The sequence below is a fragment of the Pseudoalteromonas sp. BSi20311 genome (assembly GCF_000239875.1).
GTDB lineage: Bacteria > Pseudomonadota > Gammaproteobacteria > Enterobacterales > Alteromonadaceae > Pseudoalteromonas.
Genome location: NZ_BADU01000039.1, coordinates 64,643 through 88,235, shown reverse-complemented (window position 1 = coordinate 88,235; position 23,593 = coordinate 64,643). Strand labels below are relative to the sequence as shown.

Here is a 23,593-nt window from a genome sequence, read left to right as displayed (position 1 = left end):
AGTGGGTAAATTAGAGCTTGAGAACTAACAAACTTTATTTAACGTATTTAAGGGGGGGAAATTAAGGCTTGAGTTTAAGTGTTTGGTGCCTTTAAAACTTAAAGTGTAGGATGCCAATCGGTAAACCTGATTGGCATTTTAAGAAGAATAATAAAAAATATATTACAATTGAATAAGTGGGGTTCGTACGACACCTTCCATTAATACACGAGCGCTGCGGCTCATACTAGCTTTGCTAACCTGCCATTGGCCATGTGTAACAACCGCCTCTGCACCCACTTTTAATGTGCCAGAAGGGTGACCAAAATTAACTTCATTAATGGCTCCGCCACCAGCGGCAGCATTAACTAAGGTGCCTTCTATCGCGGCCGCTGTACCAATAGCAACCGCGGCAGTGCCCATCATGGCATGATGTAACTTACCCATCGACATGGCACGAACCAATATACTTATATCGCTGGCATTGATGTGCTTACCACTTGAGGCTGTGTAGTCTTTTGCTGGAGCAACAAAAGCCACTTTAGGTGTATGTTGGCGTGCTTGCGCTTCATTAATATTCTTAATTAAGCCCATTTTTACCGCGCCATGGGCACGAATGCTTTCAAGCATAGTTAACGCCGCATTATCGCTATTAATATCATCTTGCAGCTCTGTACCGGTGTAACCAATATCCGCTGCATTTACAAAAATAGTCGGAATACCGGCATTGATCATGGTTGCTTTTAACGTGCCCACGCCTGGCACTTCTAAGTCATCTACCACATTGCCTGTTGGGAATAACGCACCATCACCATCAGCAGGGTCAATAAATTCCAGCTTTACTTCAGCAGCAGGAAAGGTAACACCATCTAACTCAAAGTCACCGGTTTCTTGTACTTGAGCGTTGCTCATTGGTACATGCACTAAAATGCTTTTTTTAATGTTCGCCTGCCATACACGCACAATAGCAATACCATTATCAGGCACTCTGCTTTTATCAACTAAACCATTGCTAATGGCAAATGCGCCCACAGCAGAGGTTAAATTGCCGCAGTTACCACTCCAATCAACGAATGGCTTATCGATAGCAACTTGCCCAAATAAATAATCAACATCATGATCGGGCTGTTCACTTTTACTTAAAATAACGGTTTTACTAGTGCTTGAGGTTGCGCCACCCATACCATCAGTTTGTTTACCATAAGGATCGGGGCTACCAATAACGCGCAGTAATAAGTTATCGCGCGCCTCACCTGCCACTTGGGCAGGTGCGGGTAAATCGGTTAAATTAAAAAACACGCCTTTACTGGTGCCGCCACGCATATAGGTCGCTGGCACTTTAATTTGTGGTTTAAACATCTGTTTTATATCCTTATGATGCTTGCGTTGCTTCTAAAAAGTCTTGTGCAAAGCGTTGCAATACACCGCCTGCAGCATAAATAGAAAGCTCTTCTTGCGTATCTAATCGGCATTTCATTGGCACAGTGACTACTTCACCATTTTTACGGGTGATCACTAATTCTAAAGTTGCCCCTGGTGCTGGTTCGCCTTTTACATCATAGCTTTCGCTACCATCTAGGTTAAGTGTTTTGCGGGTTGTACCTGCAGCAAATTCCAGTGGTAGCACACCCATACCAATGAGATTAGTACGGTGAATACGCTCAAACCCTTCAGCTGCAATAACCTGAACACCTGCAAGCCTTACGCCCTTTGCTGCCCAATCGCGAGACGAACCTTGACCATAGTCAGCACCTGCAACAATAATGAGCGGTTGCTTACGTTGCATGTAGGTTTCGATGGCTTCCCACATACGCGTGTTTTTACCCTCAGGCTCTATGCGCGCGTACGAACCTTGCTTCACTTCGCCGTTTTCATCCAATACCATTTCGTTCAATAGTTTAGGGTTTGCAAATGTAGCGCGCTGCGCGGTTAAGTGATCGCCTCGGTGGGTAGCATACGAGTTAAAGTCTTCTTCTGGTACGTTCATTTTAGTTAAGTATTCACCTGCAGCGCTACTTGCCATAATCGCATTAGAAGGTGATAAATGATCGGTTGTAATGTTATCGCCCAGTACCGCTAATGCACGCATACCACTCATGCTGCGCTCACCTGCTAATGCCCCTTCCCAATAAGGAGGGCGGCGAATATAGGTGCTTTCTGGACGCCAATCGTATAATGGGTCGTTATCTTCGCCGTAATCAACGGTTAAGTTAAACATTGGCTCGTATACTTTTCTAAACTGCTCAGGCTTAACACTTTGCTTGATCACTGCATCTATTTCTTCATCAGATGGCCATAAATCTTTTAAGGTTACATCGTTACCTTGCTGATCTTTACCAAGGATATCTTTTTCTATATCAAAACGGATGGTACCGGCAATTGCATAAGCAACCACAAGCGGTGGAGACGCTAAAAATGCTTGCTTAGCATAAGGATGAATTCGGCCATCAAAATTTCGGTTGCCCGAAAGCACAGCCGTTGCGTATAGGTCGCGGTCAATCACTTCTTGTTGAATTTTAGGGTCTAGTGCACCACTCATGCCGTTACAGGTAGTACAGGCAAAACCCACAATACCAAAACCAAGTTGTTCTAGTTCTGGTAATAATTTTGCATCCTCAAGGTACGATTGCACTGCTTTTGAACCCGGCGCCAATGAGGTTTTAACCCAAGGTTTACGCATTAAACCTTTTGCATTGGCGTTACGGGCTAACAAACCTGCAGCAATCACATTGCGCGGATTACTGGTATTAGTACAGCTAGTAATCGCGGCAATAATACAGGCGCCATCTGGCATTAAACCTTCTTCGTTTTCAACAACACCCGAAATACCTTGCGCCGCTAAATCGCTAGTAGATACACGACGATGCGGATTTGAAGGCCCTGCAATGTTGCGCCCTACACTTGATAAATCAAATTTAAGTACACGATCGTAATGCGCTGTTTTTAAGCTGTCGCTCCATAGCCCTGCTGTTTTAGCGTAGTTTTCTACTAGTGCAATTTGCTCTTCATCGCGACCTGTTAAACGTAAGTAATCAATCGTTTTATCGTCGATGTAGAACATAGCCGCGGTTGCGCCAAATTCCGGAGTCATGTTCGAAATAGTTGCTCTGTCACCCAGGGTTAGTGCATCAGCCCCTTCACCGTAAAACTCGAGGTAAGTCGATACCACTCGTTGCTCACGTAAAAATTCGGTAATAGCCAATACAATATCGGTTGCAGTTATACCCGGTTGGCGTTTACCGGTAAGCTCTACACCCACAATATCGGGTAAACGAATGTACGATGCGCGCCCTAGCATTACACTTTCGGCTTCCAGGCCGCCTACGCCAACAGCAATAACACCTAATGCATCAACATGCGGTGTATGGCTGTCGGTACCTACTAGCGTGTCTGGGAATGCAATACCGTCACGATTTTGAATGACCGGTGACATTTTTTCAAGGTTAATTTGATGCATGATGCCATTACCCGGTGGGATCACATCAATATTTTTAAACGCGGTTTTGGTCCAGTTTATAAAATGAAAACGGTCATCGTTGCGTCTATCTTCAATGGCGCGGTTTTTTTCAAATGCATCGGGATCAAAACCTGCGTGCTCAACAGCTAATGAGTGGTCAACAATCAGTTGAGTCGGTACAACCGGATTTACTTTTGCAGGATCGCCGCCTTTTGCAGCAATAGCATCGCGCAGGCCCGCTAAATCAACTAAAGCGGTTTGCCCTAAAATATCGTGACATACAACGCGTGCCGGATACCACGGAAAGTCTAAATCCTGCTTGCGCTCAATAATTTGGCTAAGCGCATCGGTTAACATATCAGGCTCACAGCGGCGCACTAAGTTTTCGGCAAAAACACGCGAACTGTAAGGCAGTGTGGCGTAAGCGCCCGGTTTAATGGCATCTACCGCGGCTTGGGTATCGTAATAATCTACATTTGAGCCTGGTAATGGCTTACGGTATTGGGTGTTATTAATAATGGTCATAATAAATTCGCTAATTTGGTGACGGGGATGAACAAGGTAAAAGCGCTAAAATGAGTAATCATCAGCGCTATAAACAATAAAAGGTGAGCTAGGCTCACCTTAAACGCTAACTAATTAGCCTCTTGATTCAATTGGCGTGTAGCTACGCGCATCTGGCCCTGTGTAATCAGCACTTGGGCGAATAATACGGTTATTTGCGCGCTGCTCTTTTACGTGAGCTGTCCAACCGGTTACACGGCTCATTACAAAGATAGGCGTAAACAACTTAGTAGGAATACCCATAAAGTGATACGCCGATGCATGGAAAAAGTCAGCATTACAGAATAACTTCTTCTCACGCCACATTACTTCTTCACAGCGAACTGATACCGGGTAAAGTACATCGTCACCCACTTCTGCCGCTAATTTTTCAGACCATTTTTTAATAATTACATTACGCGGATCCGACTCACGGTAAATAGCGTGACCAAAGCCCATAATTTTATCTTTACGCTCAAGCATGCCCATAAGCGCGTCTTCAGCTTGATCAGCACTACTAAAGCTTTCAATCATATCCATTGCGGCTTCGTTTGCACCACCATGCAGTGGGCCACGTAAGGTACCAATTGCACCAGTAACACATGAGTGAATATCAGAAAGCGTTGACGCACACACACGACCGGTAAAGGTAGAGGCATTAAACTCATGCTCTGCGTACAAAATTAGTGATACATTCATCACTTGTGCAAATAATTCACTTGGCGCTTTATCGTGTAATAGCGTTAAAAAGTGTGCGCCTACTGAATCATCATCAGTTTGTGTTTCAATGCGAACACCGTCATGGGTAAAACGATACCAATAACAAATAATACTTGGAAAAATTGCCACCATGCGATCAATCGCATCGTTTGCTTCGCTAAAGTCGTTTTCCATTTCAAGGTTACCTAACATAGAACAGCCTGTACGCATTACATCCATTGGGTGTGCGTCTTTAGGAATGTTCTCAAGCACTGTTTTTAGTGCCTCTGGTAAACCGCGTAAACTTTTAAGTTTAGCTTTGTACTCTGCCAATTCACTTGATGTTGGTAACTCGCCGCGAGAAAGTAAAAACGACACTTCTTCAAACTGCGCTTTTTCAGCCAGTTCGCTAATGTCGTAACCACAGTAAGTTAAACCTGAGCCTGTTTGCCCTACTGTACATAATGCTGTTTGTCCTGCTACTTGGCCACGTAAGCCTGCGCCACCTAATGCTTTATCTACCATGATTTGTCTCCTGTTGAATTTTTTATTATTTGTCAGATTTTGCTGAAAAAAGGTTATCTAGCGTGTTTTCGTACGAGTGATAATCTAAAAAGTCGTAAAGCTCTGCACGCGTTTGCATGTTTTCAATTTGGCTTTGTTGCGACCCTTCATTCAAAATAGCCGAATACACATTAAGCGCCGCTTTGTTCATTGCTCTAAAGGCACTTAATGGGTAAAGCACCATTTCTACACCTACATCGCTTAACTGCTCTTTGGTGTAAATTGGGGTTTGGCCAAACTCGGTAATGTTGGCTAAAATCGGCACATTAATCGCTTTGCTAAATGCTTGGTAATCAGCAAGGTCATGAACGGCTTCTGCAAAAATGGCATCGGCACCCGCTTCAACACAAGCTGCTGCACGGTCTATTGCTGCGTTTAAGCCTTCTTTTTGAAATGCATCAGTACGCGCCATAATGTAAAAATCGCTATCGGTTTTTGCATCTACTGCGGCTTTAATACGGTCAACCATTTCAGCTTGGGTAACGATTTCTTTATTAGGACGATGGCCACAACGCTTTTGCGCTACTTGGTCTTCAATATGAAAGCCTGCTGCACCCGCTTTGGTCATTTCTTTAACGGTACGGGCAATATTAAACGCCCCGCCCCAACCTGTATCGGCATCAACTAATAATGGTAAATCGCTCGCACCGGTAATACGGCGAATATCTTCAAGTACGTTATCAAGGCTGGTCATGCCTAAATCTGGCATACCAAATGAGGCATTAGCCACACCCGCCCCCGACAAGTAAATAGCTTGATGACCCATTTTTTCAGCCATCATCGCGGTATACGCGTTTATAGTACCCACAACCTGTAACGGGTGGTTATTTGCAATTGCCTGTTTAAATTTTAATCCTGCTGACATTACCTTCTCCTAACTTTGAACGGGGCTGCTCTTTGGCAGCTTAGTATTTTTTAAAAATGTGACATCTGTATTAGGGTCTATTGACCTTTCAGGGTTTAATCCGCAAAGGTCAACAGACCCTAGTTAGCCATTTCATTTTGAGTGGCTTGTACTGATTGATATCCATCAAATTTTGTTTGTATATTCGCTTGAGAAGCGCTTATATGGCGCTTCATTAGCATTTCGGCCAGCTCACCATCATGGTTTTCTATGGCGTTTATAATCGCTAAATGTTCGTCAAACGCTTTCGATACGCGTGGCCCAACCATACCCATTTGTACACGGTACATTCTTATTAACTGGTACAGGTCGTGGCATAACAAATGTATTAAATGAGCGTTTTTACTGCCTTTGATGATTCGATAATGAAAGTCTAAGTCGCCTGCTTCTTGATAGTACGACTCACCTTCTTTAACACGCTGAGTTTGCAAATGCTGATTAAGTAATTGTTTCAAGCTTTGTACTTCATCGGCTGCCATATTGTCGGCAGCTAACCTACATGCAAGTCCTTCAAGGGCACTGCGCACCTGATACACCTCAATTAAACGCTCTGCGGTTAATGCAACAACACGACAACCTATATTGGCTTTGCGCTCAACTAAATAACAACTTTCTAAACGGTTTAATGCCTCTCTAAGGGTTGCACGGCTTACACCATAACGCTTTGCCAGTTCTGGCTCTGATATTTTACTGCCTTGTGCAATGCTGCCTTCTACTATCTCGCGGCGCATATCTACAAACACTTTATCGGAAGCGGTTGTTACTGCGGTGTCGTTTAAAAAGTGATGTGTCATAAAGTATTTTTATATTGTCGACAATTTATGGTTTAACTATGTGCTTATTAACCTACACTGTCAACCCTGAAAACACTGAAAATGAATAAAAAACCACCATATTGTCGACAGCATTAGCTAAAAGTATAATAAAAAATAGTGTTTAAACCGCTTTACTGAATAAGGTGTCGACACTTTAAAAGGGTTACTCTTTCATTTTTAACACTGAAAAAAAGCGTTAAAAATGCTATTATCCGGCTTTAATTTTATTGTATGAGCCAAATCGTGGACGCTAACACTTATATCCCAGAGCAATTTATTGACGACGTAAAAACTTATCTGCCTGATCACCTTACATTAGATGATTTTTTAAATGCCTGTCGTCGACCTTTACGTAAGTCTGTTCGCGTTAATACTTTAAAAATGAGTGTTGAAGAATTTAAACGCCACGCAGCTCAAAAAAATTGGCAACTCACTGCCATACCCTGGTGCGATGAAGGTTTTTGGCTTGAGCGCCCAAATGATGAAGAGCAAAATTTAGCGCTGGGCAATACCGATTTACATTTAAGTGGCGCAATGTACGTACAAGAGGCAAGCTCAATGTTGCCGCCAATGGCATTAAAGCACAGCCTTAAAACCAGTAACACAGTACTCGATATGGCCTCTGCACCGGGTTCTAAAACCTCACAACTAGCTGCACTAATGAACAATCAAGGTGTTTTGGTTGCAAATGAGCTGTCGTCATCGCGCTTAAAAGTACTCAGTGCCACGCTAAAGCGAATGGGGGTTGGTAATTGTGCGTTATCGCATTTTGATGGCGTGGTATTTGGTAATTACATGTTTGAATGCTTTGATAGTATTTTGCTTGATGCCCCCTGCTCGGGTGAAGGCACGGTTCGTAAAGACAGTGATGCACTAAAAAATTGGTCTATCGAATCAAACATTACTATTGCCCAAGTACAAAAAGATCTGATTAAAAGCGCATTTTATGCACTTAAACCTGGCGGTACACTGGTCTATTCAACCTGTACATTAACCCCTCTCGAAAACCAACAAGTGTGTGATGCATTGCTGGAGGAATTTGGCGAATACATTACGCCAGAGCCTTTAAATGACCTTTTCCCTGGGGCCGAAAAGGCCACCACTGAGCAAGGCTATTTGCATGTATGGCCGCAAACCTTCGATAGTGAAGGCTTTTTTATTGCTAAATTTAAAAAGCACAGCAGCTGCGAAAACCAAAACATTAAAGTGAAAAAAGGGGCATTCCCGTTTAACCACTTTGACAGTAAACAGCAAGATGCGTTTATGAGCTCCCTCAAAAAGCAATTTGGTTTAACAAGCCTGCCAGGTACTTTAATGCAGCGCGACAAAGAGCTTTGGCTGTTCCCAAATGAATTTGAAGCGGTACAAAATAAAATAAAATACGCGCGGTTAGGTATTCAGGTAGGCGTTATTCATAAAAACGGCGTGCGCCTCGCTCACGAGTTTGCCACCGTATTTGGTAAGCAATGTAAAAGTAATGTACTGGAATTAACCAATCAACAAGCCAGCGATTACTTTAATGGCAAAGACATTCGTTTGGATGACGTTGTTAAGGCAACGGGTGAAGTAATATTAACTTTATGTGATTGCCCGATTGGCTTAGGTAAATGGCAAAAAAATAAGGTTAAAAACTCACTACCTCGAGATTTAGTGCAAAATACGCAGTTAATAAACTGGGAGTAAACCCTAGCTTAAGTGTAATAAAGATGTGCATAACAATTGTAACCCACTGTAATTATTGCAGTATAAAAAACAAACAAAAGTATGTGTTTTTGAAGCTTTTGACTATACTTAAATAACTTTCTTCTTCTCCCTAAGAATCTGAAAGTGTCTTTAGTTAGCGCAGGGCTCACATATGAGCCCCTCTATAACCCAGAGTTCCTTATAGCTCTGGGTCTTTTTTTGTCTTGGAAAAAGCTTACATAACTGGAGTGTTAATTGAGTTATACATAAAGGGTAGCTTTGCTTCTAACTCGAGCAAGCCCTGCGTATACAAATGATGTCAACTATCTAATACCTGTATTTAAATTACTGTTCTTCTAAATCAAATTCGGTGGTGTGGCCGTCGCCGTGGATTAATTGGTACCTTGCTAAATTTCCCGCTTCAAGCGTGACTAAGCTAATGGCTGAATCGCTTACTAGGTACTTTTGTCCTTTGCCTTTGGTTTGGTGTTTATCTACTTCCATGTGCCAGCGTTTGGTAAAAAAGTTAAGTGGGCTTTTAGGGCCGTATAAAATAGAGTCGAGCTTGTCGAGTACATTTATTAGCTTTCGCGGAAACTCATTTTTAATGCCACTTGCAGTCAGTTGCCAAATTCTGTTGGGATGATCGCCAAAACGCTTTTGCACCGAAAAACAAAATGAATAGTGTACGTCGCCCGATAATATCAGTGTTTCATTTGGGGTGTCGGTGCGTCTAAAAGTATTGAGTAGCTTTTTGGCTGAGCCTTCGTGCGCCATCCAGTTTTCTACATCAACCATCAGTGGTTGCCCACACATATTAAACAACGCTTGAATTGCCTCTATCGATTTAACCCCAAACACGGGAGCGGGCGATACAATAATTACTTGGTCATGGCTTAATAGGCTTTCTTCAAGCTCTGTGAGGCGCTCCCAATCGAGTAAGCCTGAAGGTTCATTAAAGTTTTGCTCGTTACGCCAGCGATGCGTACGGGTATCGAGCACCACCACTTTAGGAATGGTCATTAGCTCATAATGCCAATGGCTAAAGTCGTTCAGGTGCTTATCAAAGCTTTTAAATTGCCACTGCTTATCACCAGCTAAACAGTCGTTAAAGGGGCTAAGTAACGATCCGGTTTTATGTAGTACGTCGTTACCCATTCCTTGAAACAGCCAATAGCTTGCTAAGCCATTATTTACAATACGCTTGCTGCTAGGGTTTTGGTTAATGGCTTGCTCCCAACCTGCGGTTAGGTTCCAATCATCGGTTACATCATGATCATCAAACATCATTAAGGTAGATACATTAGAAAATAACCGCTCTACCTCTGCTAAACCTTGTGCATAGTCAATTAATGCGGTTTTTTCTGCATTAAATAGCGTTTGATTTTTTTCGTTACCACCTGAGTAACTTAAGTTATTTAGGTCAATGTATTGCCATGCTTGGCTACTAAAATTGAGTAAATACAGCGCTACAAACTCTTCAAAATGAATCAGGTGGTTATACGCTTTTACACTGGAAAAATGCGGTTCGTCTTTTTTTAACCAATAGCCAATGCCTAATTTAGAACGCTTTTTCCATGAGGTAGTTGGCAACAAGTAATGGCGACCATATAGTTGCTCTGCAATATCAGCGGGTAAATCTAAATTAAGTGGCTGTTCTTTATAAATACCTAAGTGTTTAATCAGCTGATGTATTGCTAATAACATAGGCCCTGCTACATCATCGGCGTATACCTGATCGCCCGAAAGCAATAATAACTGTGCCCCCTGCTGCTCATTACTTCGTTCTACAGCTTGCCAATGGCTTGAACTTACTAAGCTGTCTTTTGCAGGATGATGCGCATTACGACACGAGCCATGTAATATTTGTGTCAGTTTTTTGGGGATCACAAATTCAGGTAATGGCTGATTGTTAAAGCTAAAGGCAGATAAATCAACCGTGCTGTCATCAAAAAATAGCTGGTAAGGTAATAAGGTATCGCGTGGGAATTGGCTGTTAATGGGTTTAATAACCACAAACTGTAAGAATAAATATTCCCCAAGCCTTATGGTGTCTTGTTCGCTGTAACATTCGTGACCAATTAGCTCTATACGGCAATTTACTGGCTTTGCAGTAGCAAACTGAATACAGACTGCGGTTTTTTCTGCTCGGCGCACCATGGGCCCCATAAGTAATAGCGGGTGTTGCACCGAGAGAGTTGTCATGAGGTTAGCCTTTAGCTGCTAATTTAAATAAAGAGTAAAAATTATCAGTGGTGGCTTTTGCCAACTCGTTAAAGCTAATGCCTTTGAGTTCACTAATGTAATAAGCCACGTCTTCAACATACGCTGGCTGGTTAGTTTTACCACGGTACGGTACTGGCGCTAAATACGGCGAGTCGGTTTCTATAAGCAGTCGATCGAGAGGAATTTGTTTTACTACCTCTTTGAGCTCTACCGCATTTTTAAAGGTCACAATACCTGAAATAGAGATATAAAAGCCCATATCAATGGCTTTTTTGGCCATATCCCAATCTTCGGTGAAACAATGCAGTACCCCACCGCAGTTTTCTGCTTTATGTTCACGCATTAAATTAATAGTGTCGGCACGGGCATCACGAGTATGAATAATAAGCGGCTTTTGTAGTTCGTTGGCTACCTCAATATGGCCAACAAAACTCGCTTGTTGTACGGCATGGGTGTCTTTTGCATAGTAATAATCAAGCCCAGTTTCGCCAATGGCCACTACTTTGTCGTGTGAGGCTAAATCAATTAATTGCTGTTTATTAAGCGCGTCTTTTTGATCGAGCGGGTGCACACCACATGACGCAGACACGTCGTTGTGATGTTTTATTTGCTCTAGCATATTGGGGAATTGATCAAGCGTGACGCTTACACATAAAAAATGTTCTACTTTTTTAATGCGGGCGTTATCAAGTACTTGGTCTAGGTTTAAATCGAGTTTATCAAAATCAAGACGGTCTAAATGGCAATGAGAATCTACAATCAAAATAAGGCCTGTTTTTACTACATGGTATAAGTTGGATTGCCGGAGTTTAACATAGTCCCCAGCAGTTTTTCGATCTTCGCGTTTAGGTTTGTTTTATCATCTAAAAAGCTAATGCCGATCCCTGGTGGATTTGAGCTCTGAGCGCCCTGTGGCGTGATCCAGGTTACTTTGCCGGTTACCACGTCGTCTTCTAACGCGTCAGGTAAGGTAACGCGTAAGGCAAGTGAATACCCGGGTTCATAGCGCATATTGGTGCGTACAAATAACCCACCTTTTTTTAAAAAAGGCATGTAACAGCGATATAGTTCATCAAGGTCGTCTATATCTACTAATAGCTCTTGCATATCTAGTCCTTTTTATTGGTTACGTAATGTATACGCTAGTCGTGATACCGCAAGCGGTAAATTTAACCCAAGTATTTGTATGTTATTCTGTAAAAAATCATTCAGTGCTTGCTGAGTAACTTGATAAGAGTCAAAACTCATGCCATTTAACAGCTGTTGTTTGAGCTGCTCACTTAAAAATAAGGTAAAAATACGCACAAGCTCAGGCTGTTTATTTATTATGTCGACTAACGCATTGAAATTATGGCTTTGTTTAAACTCAGTTGCAAATTTATAAAGCGTATCAATGTTTTCAAGCTGATTTTGCTGTTGCCACTGTTTTACTTGTAGTGGTTGGCTATAAAATAACGACAACCACGGATAGTTAGGCACATCCAAACTACTTAACCATTGTTGTGCTAATTGGTTATTCGTTACTTTAACCTCAGTTTTAGCACAGCGACTTAAAATAGTGGCAGGTAATTGCGCCACTTGGCTGGTTGTCAAAATTAAAAACCGACTATTACTTGGCTCTTCAAGGGTTTTTAATAATGCATTAGCGGCTGCGGTGGTCATTTTTTCGCAGTTTTCGATAATTGCCACTTTATTGCCATTTTGCGCTGCCGACTGGTGCATAAAATCGCTTATGCCGCGTATGTCGTCTACACCTATGCTTTGCCCTTCTACTTGAGTAACGCGTTTATCTGGGTGCGTCCCAGCTAGGTTTAACGAGCAGCTTTTACACTGCCCACACGGCGTTAACACGCTATTAGGTGCACTCAACTGTGATTGTGTATTGTGACATAACAAACTGTTTGCGAGTTGCTCACTTAGTTCAAATTTACCAACGCCAATGGGTCCACACAACAGCTGCGCATGATGAAAACGCTGCGCTTTATAGCTTTGAGTTAAGCGTTGCTCTACCTCATTAAGCCATGGCAATGCCATATTATTTTAATCCTGAAAAAAATGTGCGCAGTACATTGGTAATATCACGATGCACTTTATCAATGCTTTGGTTGGCATCGACTGTTTTTATGCTGTCGTCATCATTTGCAAGCTCAATGTAACGCATACGGGTGCGCTGAAAAAACTCAATGGCTTCTTGCTCAATTCTGTCTAACTGGCCGCGGCCTTTTGCACGTTCAAGGCCAATAACAGGGTCAATATCTAGGTAAATGGTTAAATCGGGTTTTAAACCTTTTAACACCATAGACGATAGCGACGCTAAGGTGTTTGCACTAATTCCTCGCCCGCCGCCTTGATACGCCTGTGACGATAAATCGTGACGATCGGCTAATACCCACTGGCCTTGTTCAAGCGCTGGGTTGATCACATTATGCATTAGTTGTGAACGCGCGGCATACATAATTAGCAGCTCAGTTTCAAAAGCTATTTCTTCTTGGTGCTCAGCTTTTACTAAAGTACGTAACGATTCAGCCAGTGGGGTTCCACCGGGTTCGCGCACATTGATAAAATCAACATGGTGATGGTTTAAAAAGTCTTGGCACAGGGCTATAGCGGTTGATTTGCCCGCGCCTTCTAGGCCTTCTATAACTATAAATTTTGGTTTCATAAATACTAATTCTTTTTATTTAAAATATACCGGTTAACCGCCGCATTATGTTGTTTTAATGTGGTTGAAAACTGATGACTACCATCGCCTTTGGCTACAAAATAAACATACTCGCTTTTAGGCGGGTTTACTGCCGCTAAAATGGCTTCTTTGGAGGGCATGGCAATCGGTGTGGGCGGTAATCCGTTAATACGATAGGTATTATACGGGGTGTAATTTCTCAAGTCTTTACGTTTAATATCGCCGTCAAAATCTTCGCCTAGTCCATATATTACGGTAGGATCGGTTTGTAAGCGCATATTGGTATTTAAGCGGTTAATAAACGCCGAAGCAATTAACGGGCGTTCGCTGGCAAGCGCGGTTTCTTTTTCGATTATTGAAGCCATGATCAGTGCTTCATAGGCGGTGTCGTAAGGTAAATCACTTGCCCGTTGCTGCCATGCATCTGCCAGTGTTTGCTGCATTTTTTGCGCAGCACGTTTTAATAAACTACTCGCATTATCGTTACTATGATAATGATAGGTATCAGGAAATAGCCACCCTTCAAGATGAGTTTGCTTACCGATTATTTGCTCGCCAAGTTGTTCGAGTTTTAAATCGTTTTGTAAATGTGATGCCGTACTTAATGCATTTAATATATCTCTAAGTGCTTGGCCTTCAATGATGGTAAAACTAAAGCTAACTTGCTCGCCTTGGTTTATTTTTTTTATATTGTTGATCACGCTATCCGCGCTTAACTCGTACAAACCCGCTTTTAAGTCAGTTAAGGTAGGGTCTAGTTTAGCTAATATTTGAAACCGCCAGCAGTCTTCTAGCCACTGTTGTTGCTGCCATTGACGGCACAACTTATTAAAGCCGGTGCCTTTTTTAACTTCAAATTGAGTGCTCTGCGCCACCTTTAATGGCGTTTCAATGGTTGCTTGTAATTGCTGGTAGCCAATCACTGAGCTAAAAAAAGCCAGTAGTAATACTGATAATATAACTTTTAACACTAAGCCTCCTTGGCTAGTAACTCGTTTAGTAATGATTGGCTATGCACAATATCAAAACAGTGCTCGTCTATACTTTTTACAGGCACAATTTTCATTAAGCTGTTACATATAAATACGGCGTCTGCTTGGGTAAGCTCATCAACGCCGACAGTTTTAAACTCAACCGCTAATTTATCACATAAAGATTGCAGAAAAACACCTTTAATGCCGCATTCATCCAGCCTTGGGCTAAATATTTTATGATTTTTTATTGCAAAAATATTAGCCGCTGAGGTTTCTATTACATTGTTGTTGTAATCAAGCACTAGCGCATCATCGCTGTGCTGGGTTTGTAGAGCATTTTTGACCAGTACTTGTTCAAGCCTATTTAAGGTTTTTAGCCCAGCTAAATGAGGTTGAACGGCCAACTTAATCGGGCTAATAGCTAAGCTAATTCCCGAATCTGTTAGGCTGTTGTAATGATCTGGATAAGGTAAAACACTCACAATAATGTTTAAATTGCATTCACTCGGTGGCGCATAGCCTCGCCCGCCCTCGCCTCGCGTTACCACTATTTTAATAACCGCTTGCGCCAGTGATGCTACTTGCTGAGTGATCTGCGACTCAAGAGCAGTAAACTCAAGTGCAGGAAAGCCCAAACGCTGCGCACATTCAATTAAACGTGCTTTATGATAAGCCCAATGCTCAACTTGTCCATCAGTAACCATTGCGGTGGTAAAAAAGCCATCGCCATAATTTAAGCCCCTATCACGGGTGCTTATGCTACTGGTTTCACTTGCTGTTATTATTGTTTGCATATTTTTTTACACATAAAAAAACCCAGTTAAACAACTGGGTTTTTATTCTCATTCGTTGTTAAAAAAGATTATACCTTTTTAAACAGTAACGAGCCATTAGTACCACCAAACCCAAATGAGTTACACAAAGCGTAATCAAGTTTAGCGTCACGTGCTGTATGCGGTACGTAATCTAAATCACAGCCTTCGTCTGGGTTATCTAAGTTAATTGTTGGCGTCACTTTTTGCTCGGTCAACGATAAAATAGACACTATAGACTCAACAGAGCCTGCCGCTCCGAGTAAGTGACCCATCATAGATTTTGATGAACTTACCATCACATCTTTAGCTGAATCACCAAAAATGGTTTTAACCGCTGATGTTTCGGCTTTGTCACCCGCATGAGTAGACGTACCATGTGCGTTGATGTAACCAACTTGCTCTGCATTTACTTGCGCATCGTTTAATGCGTTTTCCATTGCCAGAGCGGCACCTGCGCCATCTTCTGGTGGTGAGGTCATGTGATAAGCATCACCACTCATGCCAAAACCAACAAGCTCTGCATAAATTTTAGCGCCACGTGCTTTAGCGTGTTCGTATTCTTCAACAACCACCACACCGGCACCATCGGAAAGCACAAAACCATCACGGTCTTTATCCCACGGACGAGACGCTGCTTGTGGATCGTCATTACGCGTTGAAAGCGCACGTGCGGCATTAAAGCCACCCATACCAATTGGCGTACACGCTTTTTCTGCGCCACCGGCAACCATTGCATCAGCATCGCCATAAGCTATCATACGTGCGGCATGGCCAATATTATGAAGACCTGTAGTACATGCTGTCACAATTGAAATATTAGGACCGCGTAGGCCGTGCATTATAGATAAATGACCCGAGATCATATTAATAATGGTAGACGGTACATAAAACGGCGATAACTTACGTGGACCGCTGTTTAATAATTTTATGTGGTTTTCTTCAATGAGGGTTAAGCCACCAATGCCTGAACCTACCGCTACACCAATACGTGTTGCGTTTTGCTCAGTGACTTCGAGGCCAGAATCTTGAAAAGCTTGAACACCCGCTGCAATGCCATACTGGATAAATAAATCCATTTTTTTAGCATCTTTTGGCGACATATAAGCCGATGCATCAAAATCATTGATTAAACCAGCGAAGTGAGTACCAAATTTTGATGTATCAAAGTGGGTAATATTTTGAATACCACTTTTACCATCTAATAAGCCTTGCCAGGTTGATTGCACATCATTGCCTAGCGGCGTCAACATTCCTAAGCCAGTTACGACGACACGACGTTTAGCCACGGTTTGCCTCCAATAAGGAATTATTATTATACCAATTAACTTAGCTTAGTTTATTTCAGCGTTAACACTATTACTGTTGCTAGTTATGTTATTAGTATTGGGGATGATCATACCCAAGCTACCTCAAAGTGCGAGTCTCAAACCAATAATCAACGCTGAGCAATAACAACTTAATTGCTGATAGTGAGTGAGGGTTTGGTATTGAATCATGTACTTTGAGGTGGTTTGGATATAAAGATTAAAGGCAGCGAATGCTGCCCTTAATTTGCGATTAATTACTCAGCGTGAGCTGTAACGTAATCGATTGCAGATTGTACTGTAGTGATCTTTTCAGCTTCTTCATCTGGGATCTCAGTGTCAAACTCTTCTTCAAGAGCCATTACTAATTCAACAGTATCAAGAGAGTCTGCACCTAGGTCATCAACGAATGAAGCTTCGTTTTTAACTTCTTCTTCTTTAACACCTAGCTGTTCGATGATAATTTTCTTTACGCGTTCTTGGATATCGCTCATTCTTCTTTCCTTTATTAAAAACGCCAATGCGTTATTTTCAGATTGCGGCGTAGTTTACGTCCGATAATTCTCTGATTCAATCTTTTGACCATAAATAATTTGCTGGTCAAACCTGTTGAGTGTTTATTTTACCTTTTATCGCTTATTTTCACAGCGATTTCAAGTATGTTTAAAGCAAGTTTGCGAAAAATTCAATGTTTTTTAGCAAACCCGCACACTATTTTTGGTTTATTTAATTCGTATTACGAACTTAAACCATGTACATCGCACCATTTACATGCAAAGTTTCACCTGATACATACGCAGCGGCGTCAGATGCTAAATAACATACCGCAGCTGCAATCTCGTCAGGCTGACCTAAACGACCCGCAGGTACGTTTGCAAGCGTTGCTGCTTTTTGCTCATCTGTCAAATCATCGGTCATGTCTGTTTGAATAAAACCAGGTGCAACCACGTTAACAGTAATACCACGAGACGCTACTTCACGCGCTAGTGACTTAGAAAAGCCGATAACACCCGCTTTAGCGGCCGCATAGTTAGCTTGACCCGCATTACCCATAGTTCCCACTACAGAGCCGATATTGATGATACGGCCGTTCTTTTTCTTCATCATTGGGCGAAGTACGGCCTTAGATAAACGGAAGATAGAGCTTAAGTTGGTGTCGATAATATCGTCCCACTCATTTTCTTTCATGCGCATTAATAAATTATCGCGCGTAATACCGGCATTATTTACTAATACATCAATATCACCTAAATCAGCTTTAATTGCCGCTAATGTCGCCTCAATTGACGCAGGATCGGTTACGTTTAACGCATAACCTTTACCGTTATCACCTAAGTATTCGCTAATTTTAGCCGCACCCGACTCGCTTGTTGCAGTGCCCGCTACTTTTGCGCCTTGCGCTACTAATGTGTTTGCAATAGCTTTACCAATACCACGGCTAGCGCCAGTGATCAGGACAACTTTGCCCTCTAAAGAAAATAAATTACTCATATTATATACTCTTATTTAGCTGTATCGATTGATGCAAGGTCATTTACTGAGCCACACACCATCGCTTTATCAATGCGTTTTGCAAGTCCGGTTAGTACTTTACCAGGACCAAATTCATAACTTTGTGTTACGCCTTGTGCAACCAATGCCTGTACCGTTTCAGTCCAACGTACTGGGCTATATAACTGGCGTACTAATGCCTCTTTAATCGCATCGGCTGAGCCTTCAGCTTTTACATCAACATTATTGATTACATCACACTTAGGTGTATTAAATGTTAAAGCGGCTAAATCGGCGGCTAATTTTTCAGCCGCTGGTTTCATTAGTTCACAATGCGACGGTACGCTTACCGATAATGGCAGTGCACGTTTTGCTCCGGCTTCTTTACAGGCAACAGAGGCTCTATCAACTGCATCTTTGTGACCGGCAATAACTACCTGGCCTGGCGAGTTATAGTTTACTGGAGAAACCACTTCACCTTGTGCAGATGCAGCACAAGCGGCTTTAATTTCATCGTCGCCTAAACCAATAATTGCAGCCATAGAACCTACACCAGCAGGTACGGCTTCTTGCATGTATAAACCGCGGTTTTCAACCAGTTTTACGGCTTCGCTTAAACTGATCACATCGCTACATACCAAAGCTGAGTACTCACCCAAGCTGTGACCTGCCATAACGACGTCTGCATCTGGATTTGCAGCCAACCAATGACGATAAATAGCAACGCTTGCGGTTAATAGTGCAGGCTGAGTACGGTGTGTTTGATTTAGTTTTTCTTCTGGACCGTTAAGTACAAGGTCTGCTAGGTCGTAACCAAGTGCGGTTGAAGCTTCTGCAAATGTGGCTTTTACTATGTCAGAACTAGCTAGTAGCTCTTGTAACATACCCACAGTTTGCGAGCCTTGACCTGGAAAAAGAAGTGCAATTTTTTGTGCCATAGTTTGCTCTTTTAATTAAACAAAATAAATAATGTGTAACACGGCACGTTAACTGTTATTCAACCGCCGTGTCTTTAGAATGTGTTTTTTCGAAAATAGCAGCTATTTTATCTGGAAGTTGACGTTCTACTTCTTTCACTGCTTCGTCGATTGCAGCATGAAATGCTTTAGCTGAGGCATTTCCATGGCTTTTAACAACAATACCGCGCAATCCTACCAGAGAAGCGCCGTTATACTGGTCGGGGTTCACTCTTTTATAGAGTTTTTTTATGATTGGCGCCAACATAAACGCCATGCACTTGTAAACGACGTGCTTTTCGAGGGCACGGGTAAACTTTTTCATGATAAGTTTAGCAATGCCTTCGCAGGTTTTAAGTGCAACATTGCCAACAAAGCCTTCACAGACAATAACATCGGCCTTGCCAGAAAAAATATCGCTACCTTCACTGTAACCAATATAATTAATCAGCTCGCTTTGTTGCATTAATTGTGCGGCTTGCTTAATTTCTTCATGGCCTTTTATATCTTCAGCACCAATATTTAATAAACTTACTTTAGGGTTATCGCAGCCAAGTGCTTGGCCTGCAACCACAGAGCCCATAATGCCAAACTGATACAGCATTTGCACATCACAATTCACATTAGCGCCTAAGTCGAGTAAGTAAACAGGATTTTTACGTTCAGTAGGTACAGCAGATATCAGTGCGGGACGTTTAACCCCTGGAAGCATTTTTAATACGTAATGCGCCATAAAAAATAGCGCCCCTGTATTACCAGAGCTAACACAGGCTTGCGCTTCGCCCGATTTAACTAAATCAAGGGCAACTCGCATGGAGGAATCTTTTTTTGAGCGTACAGCAACAGCGGGTTCGCAGGCATTGGTAACAACATCGTTACAGTGGCGAATTATTAATCTGGGATGAGAAAGCGAATCGAGTGATTCTAATTGTTTAGCTATTACTTGCTCGTTGCCACATAAAATGAGTTTTAAGTTGGCATTAGCATTTACCGCACGAACGGCTGCGGGGATAGATGAACGGGGGCCATAATCGCCCCCCATCATATCTAACGCTATGGTTAGATTAGTCAGCATATAAGCAATCTCTTAGTTAGAAATTACTTGAACGCCTTTGTAGTAACCATCTGCAGTCACATGGTGACGACGATGAGTCTCACCAGATGTTTGGTCTACAGTTAAAGTTGGACCACTGATCGCATCGTGTGAACGGCGCATGCCGCGTCTTGCACGAGACTTTTTGCTTTTTTGTACAGCCATAGTCTTCTCCTAAGAATCTTTCTTAAGTTGTTTCAAAATATCAAATGGATTTGGTTTATCATCTTCCGCCTTTAAAACACCAAAGCTGGCAGGCTCTGCTGTATAACTGCATGAAGCTTCGTTGTGGGTAGGCACTAATGGCACTGCTAAAATAAGTTCGTCTTCGATTAACTCAAACACGTCTATTTCACCATTTTCATCAAGTGCTACTTCGTCGTAGCTTTCTGGAAGATCATCTGACTCTGCATCCAAACCGACTGGCGAATACACAAAGTCTTGATCCAAATCCAACCCTAAATCACCATTACAACGTTGACAAGTGACAGTTACGTGTGTGGACAAATTGCCACTAATCACAACTAAACCTTGCTCATCGTTTTTGCAATGAATTTTTACCGCTATTTCACCTACTTCTTCCTGGATAACCCCTCGTAAACGAGGAAGTTTCTCAAGCGGTACAACGCCGTCATACTTTAAACGATGCTGAGCTGCTTTGCCCGGATGAAGGGTGATGGGAATTTTCACCTTTTGCATAGGGGCTGCATCATATAGATAGTTAGTAAGTTAGTCAAAGTAAAAAACCAATTTTACGTTGTTTTTCACGTGTTTTACTCACGGATCTGATTTATCCTAACTCAATCTGATTTACGCTAGGAAAACATGCCATGAAGCACCCCCTTATATTAGCCTCAAGCTCGCCATTTAGGCAGTCTTTATTACAAAAATTTAATCTGCCGTTTGAAACGTTTTCGCCAGATGTTGACGAAACGCCGCATAAAAACGAAACACCAAGCACACTTGTTAAGCGCCTCAGTGAATTAAAAGCCGCAGCAGCCGTCGATCATTTTGACCAAGGCCTCGCGATTGGCTCCGACCAAGTTGCTGTATTTGATAGCCAAATATTAGGTAAGCCGCACAATAAAGAAAACGCAATAAAGCAATTGAGCTTATTTAGTGGGCAAACAGTCACTTTTTTAACTGGTTTATGTGTGTACGATATACACACTAAGCAATGCAAAACCATTATTGAGCCATTCAATGTGACCTTTAAAACGTTAACAACGGCGCAAATAAGTGCTTATTGCGATGCAGAGCAACCTTATAACTGTGCTGGAAGTTTTAAAAGTGAAGGCTTGGGTATTTGTTTATTTGAAAAGCTCAGTGGTGATGATCCAAACAGCTTAATTGGTTTACCACTCATTAAACTCAACCAATTATTGGCTGAGTTTGGTGTTGATGTATTAGCAGCTCAAGTGCCTAGCGCAAATTAACTGATTAACCGAGTAATATATTTTGCAACTGCTGATAGTTGTCAGCCGTTGCAATCGGGGTTAACTCGTTTAATTGCGCTGCGTTGTGCACGCCCATGGTTACCCCTATTCTATCCATACCCGCGGCTTTTGCCATTGCCATATCTATTTGGGTGTCGCCTATCATTAGCGCTTCATCAACACTTATCCCTAGCTCTTCAAGCAATTGATAAAGCATATCGGGAGCAGGCTTTGATTTAGCGTCGTCGCTGGTACGCGTAGCACTAAAAAAGTGACGCAGTTGGCTTTCATTCAGTAGACGTTCCAGTCCTACTCGGCTTTTACCTGTGGCAACCGCCAATATTACGCCTTGATTTTTTAACTCAGTGAGTACCTGTGCAACGTGATCAAACACCGGTGTTGGGGTGGTATCAAGTGCATATTGCTGTTTATAACCTGCAATAAGCGTTTCGTGATGTTCGCTGTGATCAGGAAACAAGGTTGCGATTGCGTTTTCAAGCGATAAACCAATAATATTTTTACTAGCGGTATCGCTTGGCGGCTCAATATTATGTGATTGGGCACTTTTGCGAATGCAATTAACGATTTTGCTAATTGAATCCATAATGGTGCCATCCCAATCAAAAATCACCAGCTTGTAATGTTTTATTGGGGTTACGATCACGCCTTTGCTGCTCTAAGTTTTACTAAACAACTTGATAGTGCTTTATCAAGCGGTGCTTCTACTCGCATAGTGGTTTCGTTTTTAGGATGGTAAAAGCTTAAATCATGCGCGTGTAGAAATAAGCGGTTTAAACCGCGTTTACGCATTGACTCATCAAATCCTTGGTCGCCGTACTTATCATCACAGGCAATAGCATGGCCTTGACACTGAGTATGCACACGAATTTGGTGAGTACGACCGGTTACAGGGGATGCTTGTACTAATGAGCAATCGTTAAAACGTTCAAGCACTTTAAAACGGGTATGCGACGGTTTGCCCTCGGTATTATCAACACGTACTACGCGCTCACCCGATTTTAGGGTATTTTTACGCAAACCTTCCGTTACATTTTTTGTTTTAGAGTCCCATTGGCCTTCTACCAATGCCCAGTAATTTTTTTCCATGGTTTTTTCGCGTAATTGCTCATGCAAAGCGGTCAGCACTGAGCGGCGCTTAGCAATGAGTAAACAACCTGAGGTATCGCGGTCTAAACGATGCACAAGCTCTAGGCTGCGCTCTTCTGGGCGTAAAACACGTAATGCTTCAATAAGCCCGTAGCTTAAGCCACTACCGCCATGCACAGCCATGCCTGATGGCTTGTTAATAACAATCAGGTATTTATCTTCAAATAATATATCGTCTTCGAGACGCGTTACTTTATCGAGTTTTGATGGTACAAACTCTTCACGCTCTGACACTCTAATTGGCGGTATACGAATAACGTCGTCTAGCTGCAATTTATACACAGGTTTGATGCGTTTTTTATTAACACGCACCTCACCTTTACGAAGAATTTTATAAATTGCGCTTTTAGGCACCCCTTTTAAATGGGTAATAAGAAAGTTATCAATACGCTGACCTAGGTGGTCTTCGTTGATCGTGACAAAAGATACTTGTAAGCCGGTTTTTTCTGACATTGCCTAATCACTGATTTAAGTAAAATAATTTAGTTGCTAACACGGTTATAATAGTGGGATAATCAGCAGCGCAAATATTTAGTATTTGCAAATAACAACGGTGCTTTTTAACACAACAAAACATTCGTGATGCACATTCTGGGTAACCGATCATACAGATCCGAGTTAAGTTTTCCAAAGCTTTTATACATACCCAGTCAACACGTGCGCACAACTAACGGCAATGCGCGTAATATATTGCTGGTTAAGTTTGAACATGAATTGATTTTTAATGTGATAGTAAAAGCAATGAACAGATAATTTGTCTGATAGTGACGGCGTAAAAAACACGCCGTTCAGAATTCGCTCAAA

Annotated in this window: 23 protein-coding genes; 2 read left to right on the top strand and 21 right to left on the bottom strand. The window is 42.1% G+C overall.

Features of this window, described 5'->3' with window-relative positions; genetic code table 11:
• Positions 1-162: 162 nt before the first annotated feature.
• The 5 genes from prpF to P20311_RS03930 form a co-directional block, all read right to left on the bottom strand.
• Positions 163-1,338: a 2-methylaconitate cis-trans isomerase PrpF gene (prpF, locus tag P20311_RS03950; protein WP_008109905.1), complete on the bottom strand. Its 1,176-nt coding sequence runs from the start codon at positions 1,336-1,338 to the stop codon at positions 163-165.
• Between the two features lie 13 nt (positions 1,339-1,351).
• Positions 1,352-3,961 (bottom strand): Fe/S-dependent 2-methylisocitrate dehydratase AcnD, encoded by a 2,610-nt coding sequence (acnD, locus tag P20311_RS03945; protein WP_008109904.1) that lies wholly within the window; start codon positions 3,959-3,961, stop codon positions 1,352-1,354.
• Between the two features lie 114 nt (positions 3,962-4,075).
• A complete protein-coding gene (gene prpC / locus P20311_RS03940) occupies positions 4,076-5,203 on the bottom strand; it encodes a 2-methylcitrate synthase (RefSeq protein ID WP_008109902.1) in 1,128 nt (375 codons plus the stop codon).
• Positions 5,204-5,228: 25 nt separating this feature from the next.
• Positions 5,229-6,107 (bottom strand): methylisocitrate lyase, encoded by an 879-nt coding sequence (gene prpB / locus P20311_RS03935; protein ID WP_008109898.1) that lies wholly within the window; start codon positions 6,105-6,107, stop codon positions 5,229-5,231.
• Between the two features lie 119 nt (positions 6,108-6,226).
• A complete protein-coding gene (locus tag P20311_RS03930; protein ID WP_008109895.1) occupies positions 6,227-6,940 on the bottom strand; it encodes a GntR family transcriptional regulator in 714 nt (237 codons plus the stop codon).
• Between the two features lie 264 nt (positions 6,941-7,204).
• Between P20311_RS03930 and rsmF the strand changes: the two genes are divergently transcribed.
• Positions 7,205-8,644, top strand: coding sequence for a 16S rRNA (cytosine(1407)-C(5))-methyltransferase RsmF (gene rsmF / locus P20311_RS03925; protein WP_008109893.1), 1,440 nt, complete (start codon positions 7,205-7,207; stop codon positions 8,642-8,644).
• Positions 8,645-8,989: 345 nt separating this feature from the next.
• Here the strand turns inward: rsmF and P20311_RS03920 are convergent, their stop codons facing one another.
• The 14 genes from P20311_RS03920 to yceD all read right to left on the bottom strand — a co-directional run bounded on the left by P20311_RS03920 (position 8,990) and on the right by yceD (position 20,885).
• Positions 8,990-10,849 carry an alkaline phosphatase D family protein gene (locus P20311_RS03920; protein WP_008109890.1) on the bottom strand — a complete coding sequence of 620 codons (1,860 nt, stop codon included), beginning with the start codon at positions 10,847-10,849 and terminating at the stop codon, positions 8,990-8,992.
• A 4-nt stretch (positions 10,850-10,853) separates the two neighbouring features.
• Positions 10,854-11,633 (bottom strand): TatD family hydrolase, encoded by a 780-nt coding sequence (locus P20311_RS03915; RefSeq protein WP_008109889.1) that lies wholly within the window; start codon positions 11,631-11,633, stop codon positions 10,854-10,856.
• 17 nt (positions 11,634-11,650) lie between these two features.
• The gene (locus tag P20311_RS03910; protein ID WP_008109887.1) at positions 11,651-11,977 is read right to left on the bottom strand and encodes a PilZ domain-containing protein; all 327 of its coding nucleotides are present in this window, start codon (positions 11,975-11,977) and stop codon (positions 11,651-11,653) included.
• 12 nt (positions 11,978-11,989) lie between these two features.
• Positions 11,990-12,904 (bottom strand): DNA polymerase III subunit, encoded by a 915-nt coding sequence (locus P20311_RS03905; protein ID WP_008109885.1) that lies wholly within the window; start codon positions 12,902-12,904, stop codon positions 11,990-11,992.
• Position 12,905: 1 nt separating this feature from the next.
• A complete protein-coding gene (tmk, locus tag P20311_RS03900; protein WP_008109882.1) occupies positions 12,906-13,532 on the bottom strand; it encodes a dTMP kinase in 627 nt (208 codons plus the stop codon).
• Positions 13,533-13,537: 5 nt separating this feature from the next.
• The gene (gene mltG / locus P20311_RS03895; RefSeq protein WP_008109880.1) at positions 13,538-14,524 is read right to left on the bottom strand and encodes an endolytic transglycosylase MltG; all 987 of its coding nucleotides are present in this window, start codon (positions 14,522-14,524) and stop codon (positions 13,538-13,540) included.
• On the bottom strand, positions 14,524-15,321 hold the full coding sequence (gene pabC, locus P20311_RS03890) for an aminodeoxychorismate lyase (RefSeq protein ID WP_008109878.1): 798 nt from the start codon (positions 15,319-15,321) through the stop codon (positions 14,524-14,526). Before pabC ends, mltG begins: the two co-directional genes overlap by 1 nt.
• Positions 15,322-15,389: 68 nt before the next feature.
• On the bottom strand, positions 15,390-16,628 hold the full coding sequence (gene fabF, locus P20311_RS03885; RefSeq protein ID WP_008109876.1) for a beta-ketoacyl-ACP synthase II: 1,239 nt from the start codon (positions 16,626-16,628) through the stop codon (positions 15,390-15,392).
• A 275-nt stretch (positions 16,629-16,903) separates the two neighbouring features.
• The gene (gene acpP, locus P20311_RS03880; protein ID WP_008109873.1) at positions 16,904-17,140 is read right to left on the bottom strand and encodes an acyl carrier protein; all 237 of its coding nucleotides are present in this window, start codon (positions 17,138-17,140) and stop codon (positions 16,904-16,906) included.
• Between the two features lie 250 nt (positions 17,141-17,390).
• Positions 17,391-18,137 (bottom strand): 3-oxoacyl-ACP reductase FabG, encoded by a 747-nt coding sequence (gene fabG, locus P20311_RS03875; RefSeq protein WP_008109872.1) that lies wholly within the window; start codon positions 18,135-18,137, stop codon positions 17,391-17,393.
• 11 nt (positions 18,138-18,148) lie between these two features.
• A complete protein-coding gene (gene fabD, locus P20311_RS03870; RefSeq protein ID WP_008109870.1) occupies positions 18,149-19,075 on the bottom strand; it encodes an ACP S-malonyltransferase in 927 nt (308 codons plus the stop codon).
• A gap of 55 nt (positions 19,076-19,130) precedes the next feature.
• Complete coding sequence (gene plsX / locus P20311_RS03865) at positions 19,131-20,168, bottom strand: phosphate acyltransferase PlsX (protein ID WP_008109868.1); 1,038 nt, start codon at positions 20,166-20,168, stop codon at positions 19,131-19,133.
• A gap of 12 nt (positions 20,169-20,180) precedes the next feature.
• Positions 20,181-20,351: a 50S ribosomal protein L32 gene (gene rpmF / locus P20311_RS03860; RefSeq protein ID WP_008109865.1), complete on the bottom strand. Its 171-nt coding sequence runs from the start codon at positions 20,349-20,351 to the stop codon at positions 20,181-20,183.
• Positions 20,352-20,360: 9 nt separating this feature from the next.
• A complete protein-coding gene (yceD, locus tag P20311_RS03855) occupies positions 20,361-20,885 on the bottom strand; it encodes a 23S rRNA accumulation protein YceD (RefSeq protein ID WP_008109862.1) in 525 nt (174 codons plus the stop codon).
• 131 nt (positions 20,886-21,016) lie between these two features.
• Here yceD and P20311_RS03850 point away from each other — a divergent pair, with 131 nt between their 5' ends.
• Entirely contained in the window at positions 21,017-21,622 is a 606-nt protein-coding gene (locus tag P20311_RS03850) for a nucleoside triphosphate pyrophosphatase (RefSeq protein ID WP_008109861.1), read from the top strand.
• 4 nt (positions 21,623-21,626) lie between these two features.
• Here P20311_RS03850 and P20311_RS03845 read toward each other — a convergent pair whose 3' ends face one another.
• Both P20311_RS03845 and rluC read right to left on the bottom strand, forming a co-directional pair.
• Positions 21,627-22,286, bottom strand: coding sequence for an HAD-IA family hydrolase (locus P20311_RS03845; protein ID WP_008109859.1), 660 nt, complete (start codon positions 22,284-22,286; stop codon positions 21,627-21,629).
• On the bottom strand, positions 22,283-23,242 hold the full coding sequence (gene rluC / locus P20311_RS03840) for a 23S rRNA pseudouridine(955/2504/2580) synthase RluC (RefSeq protein ID WP_008109857.1): 960 nt from the start codon (positions 23,240-23,242) through the stop codon (positions 22,283-22,285). Before rluC ends, P20311_RS03845 begins: the two co-directional genes overlap by 4 nt.
• Positions 23,243-23,593: the final 351 nt, after the last annotated feature.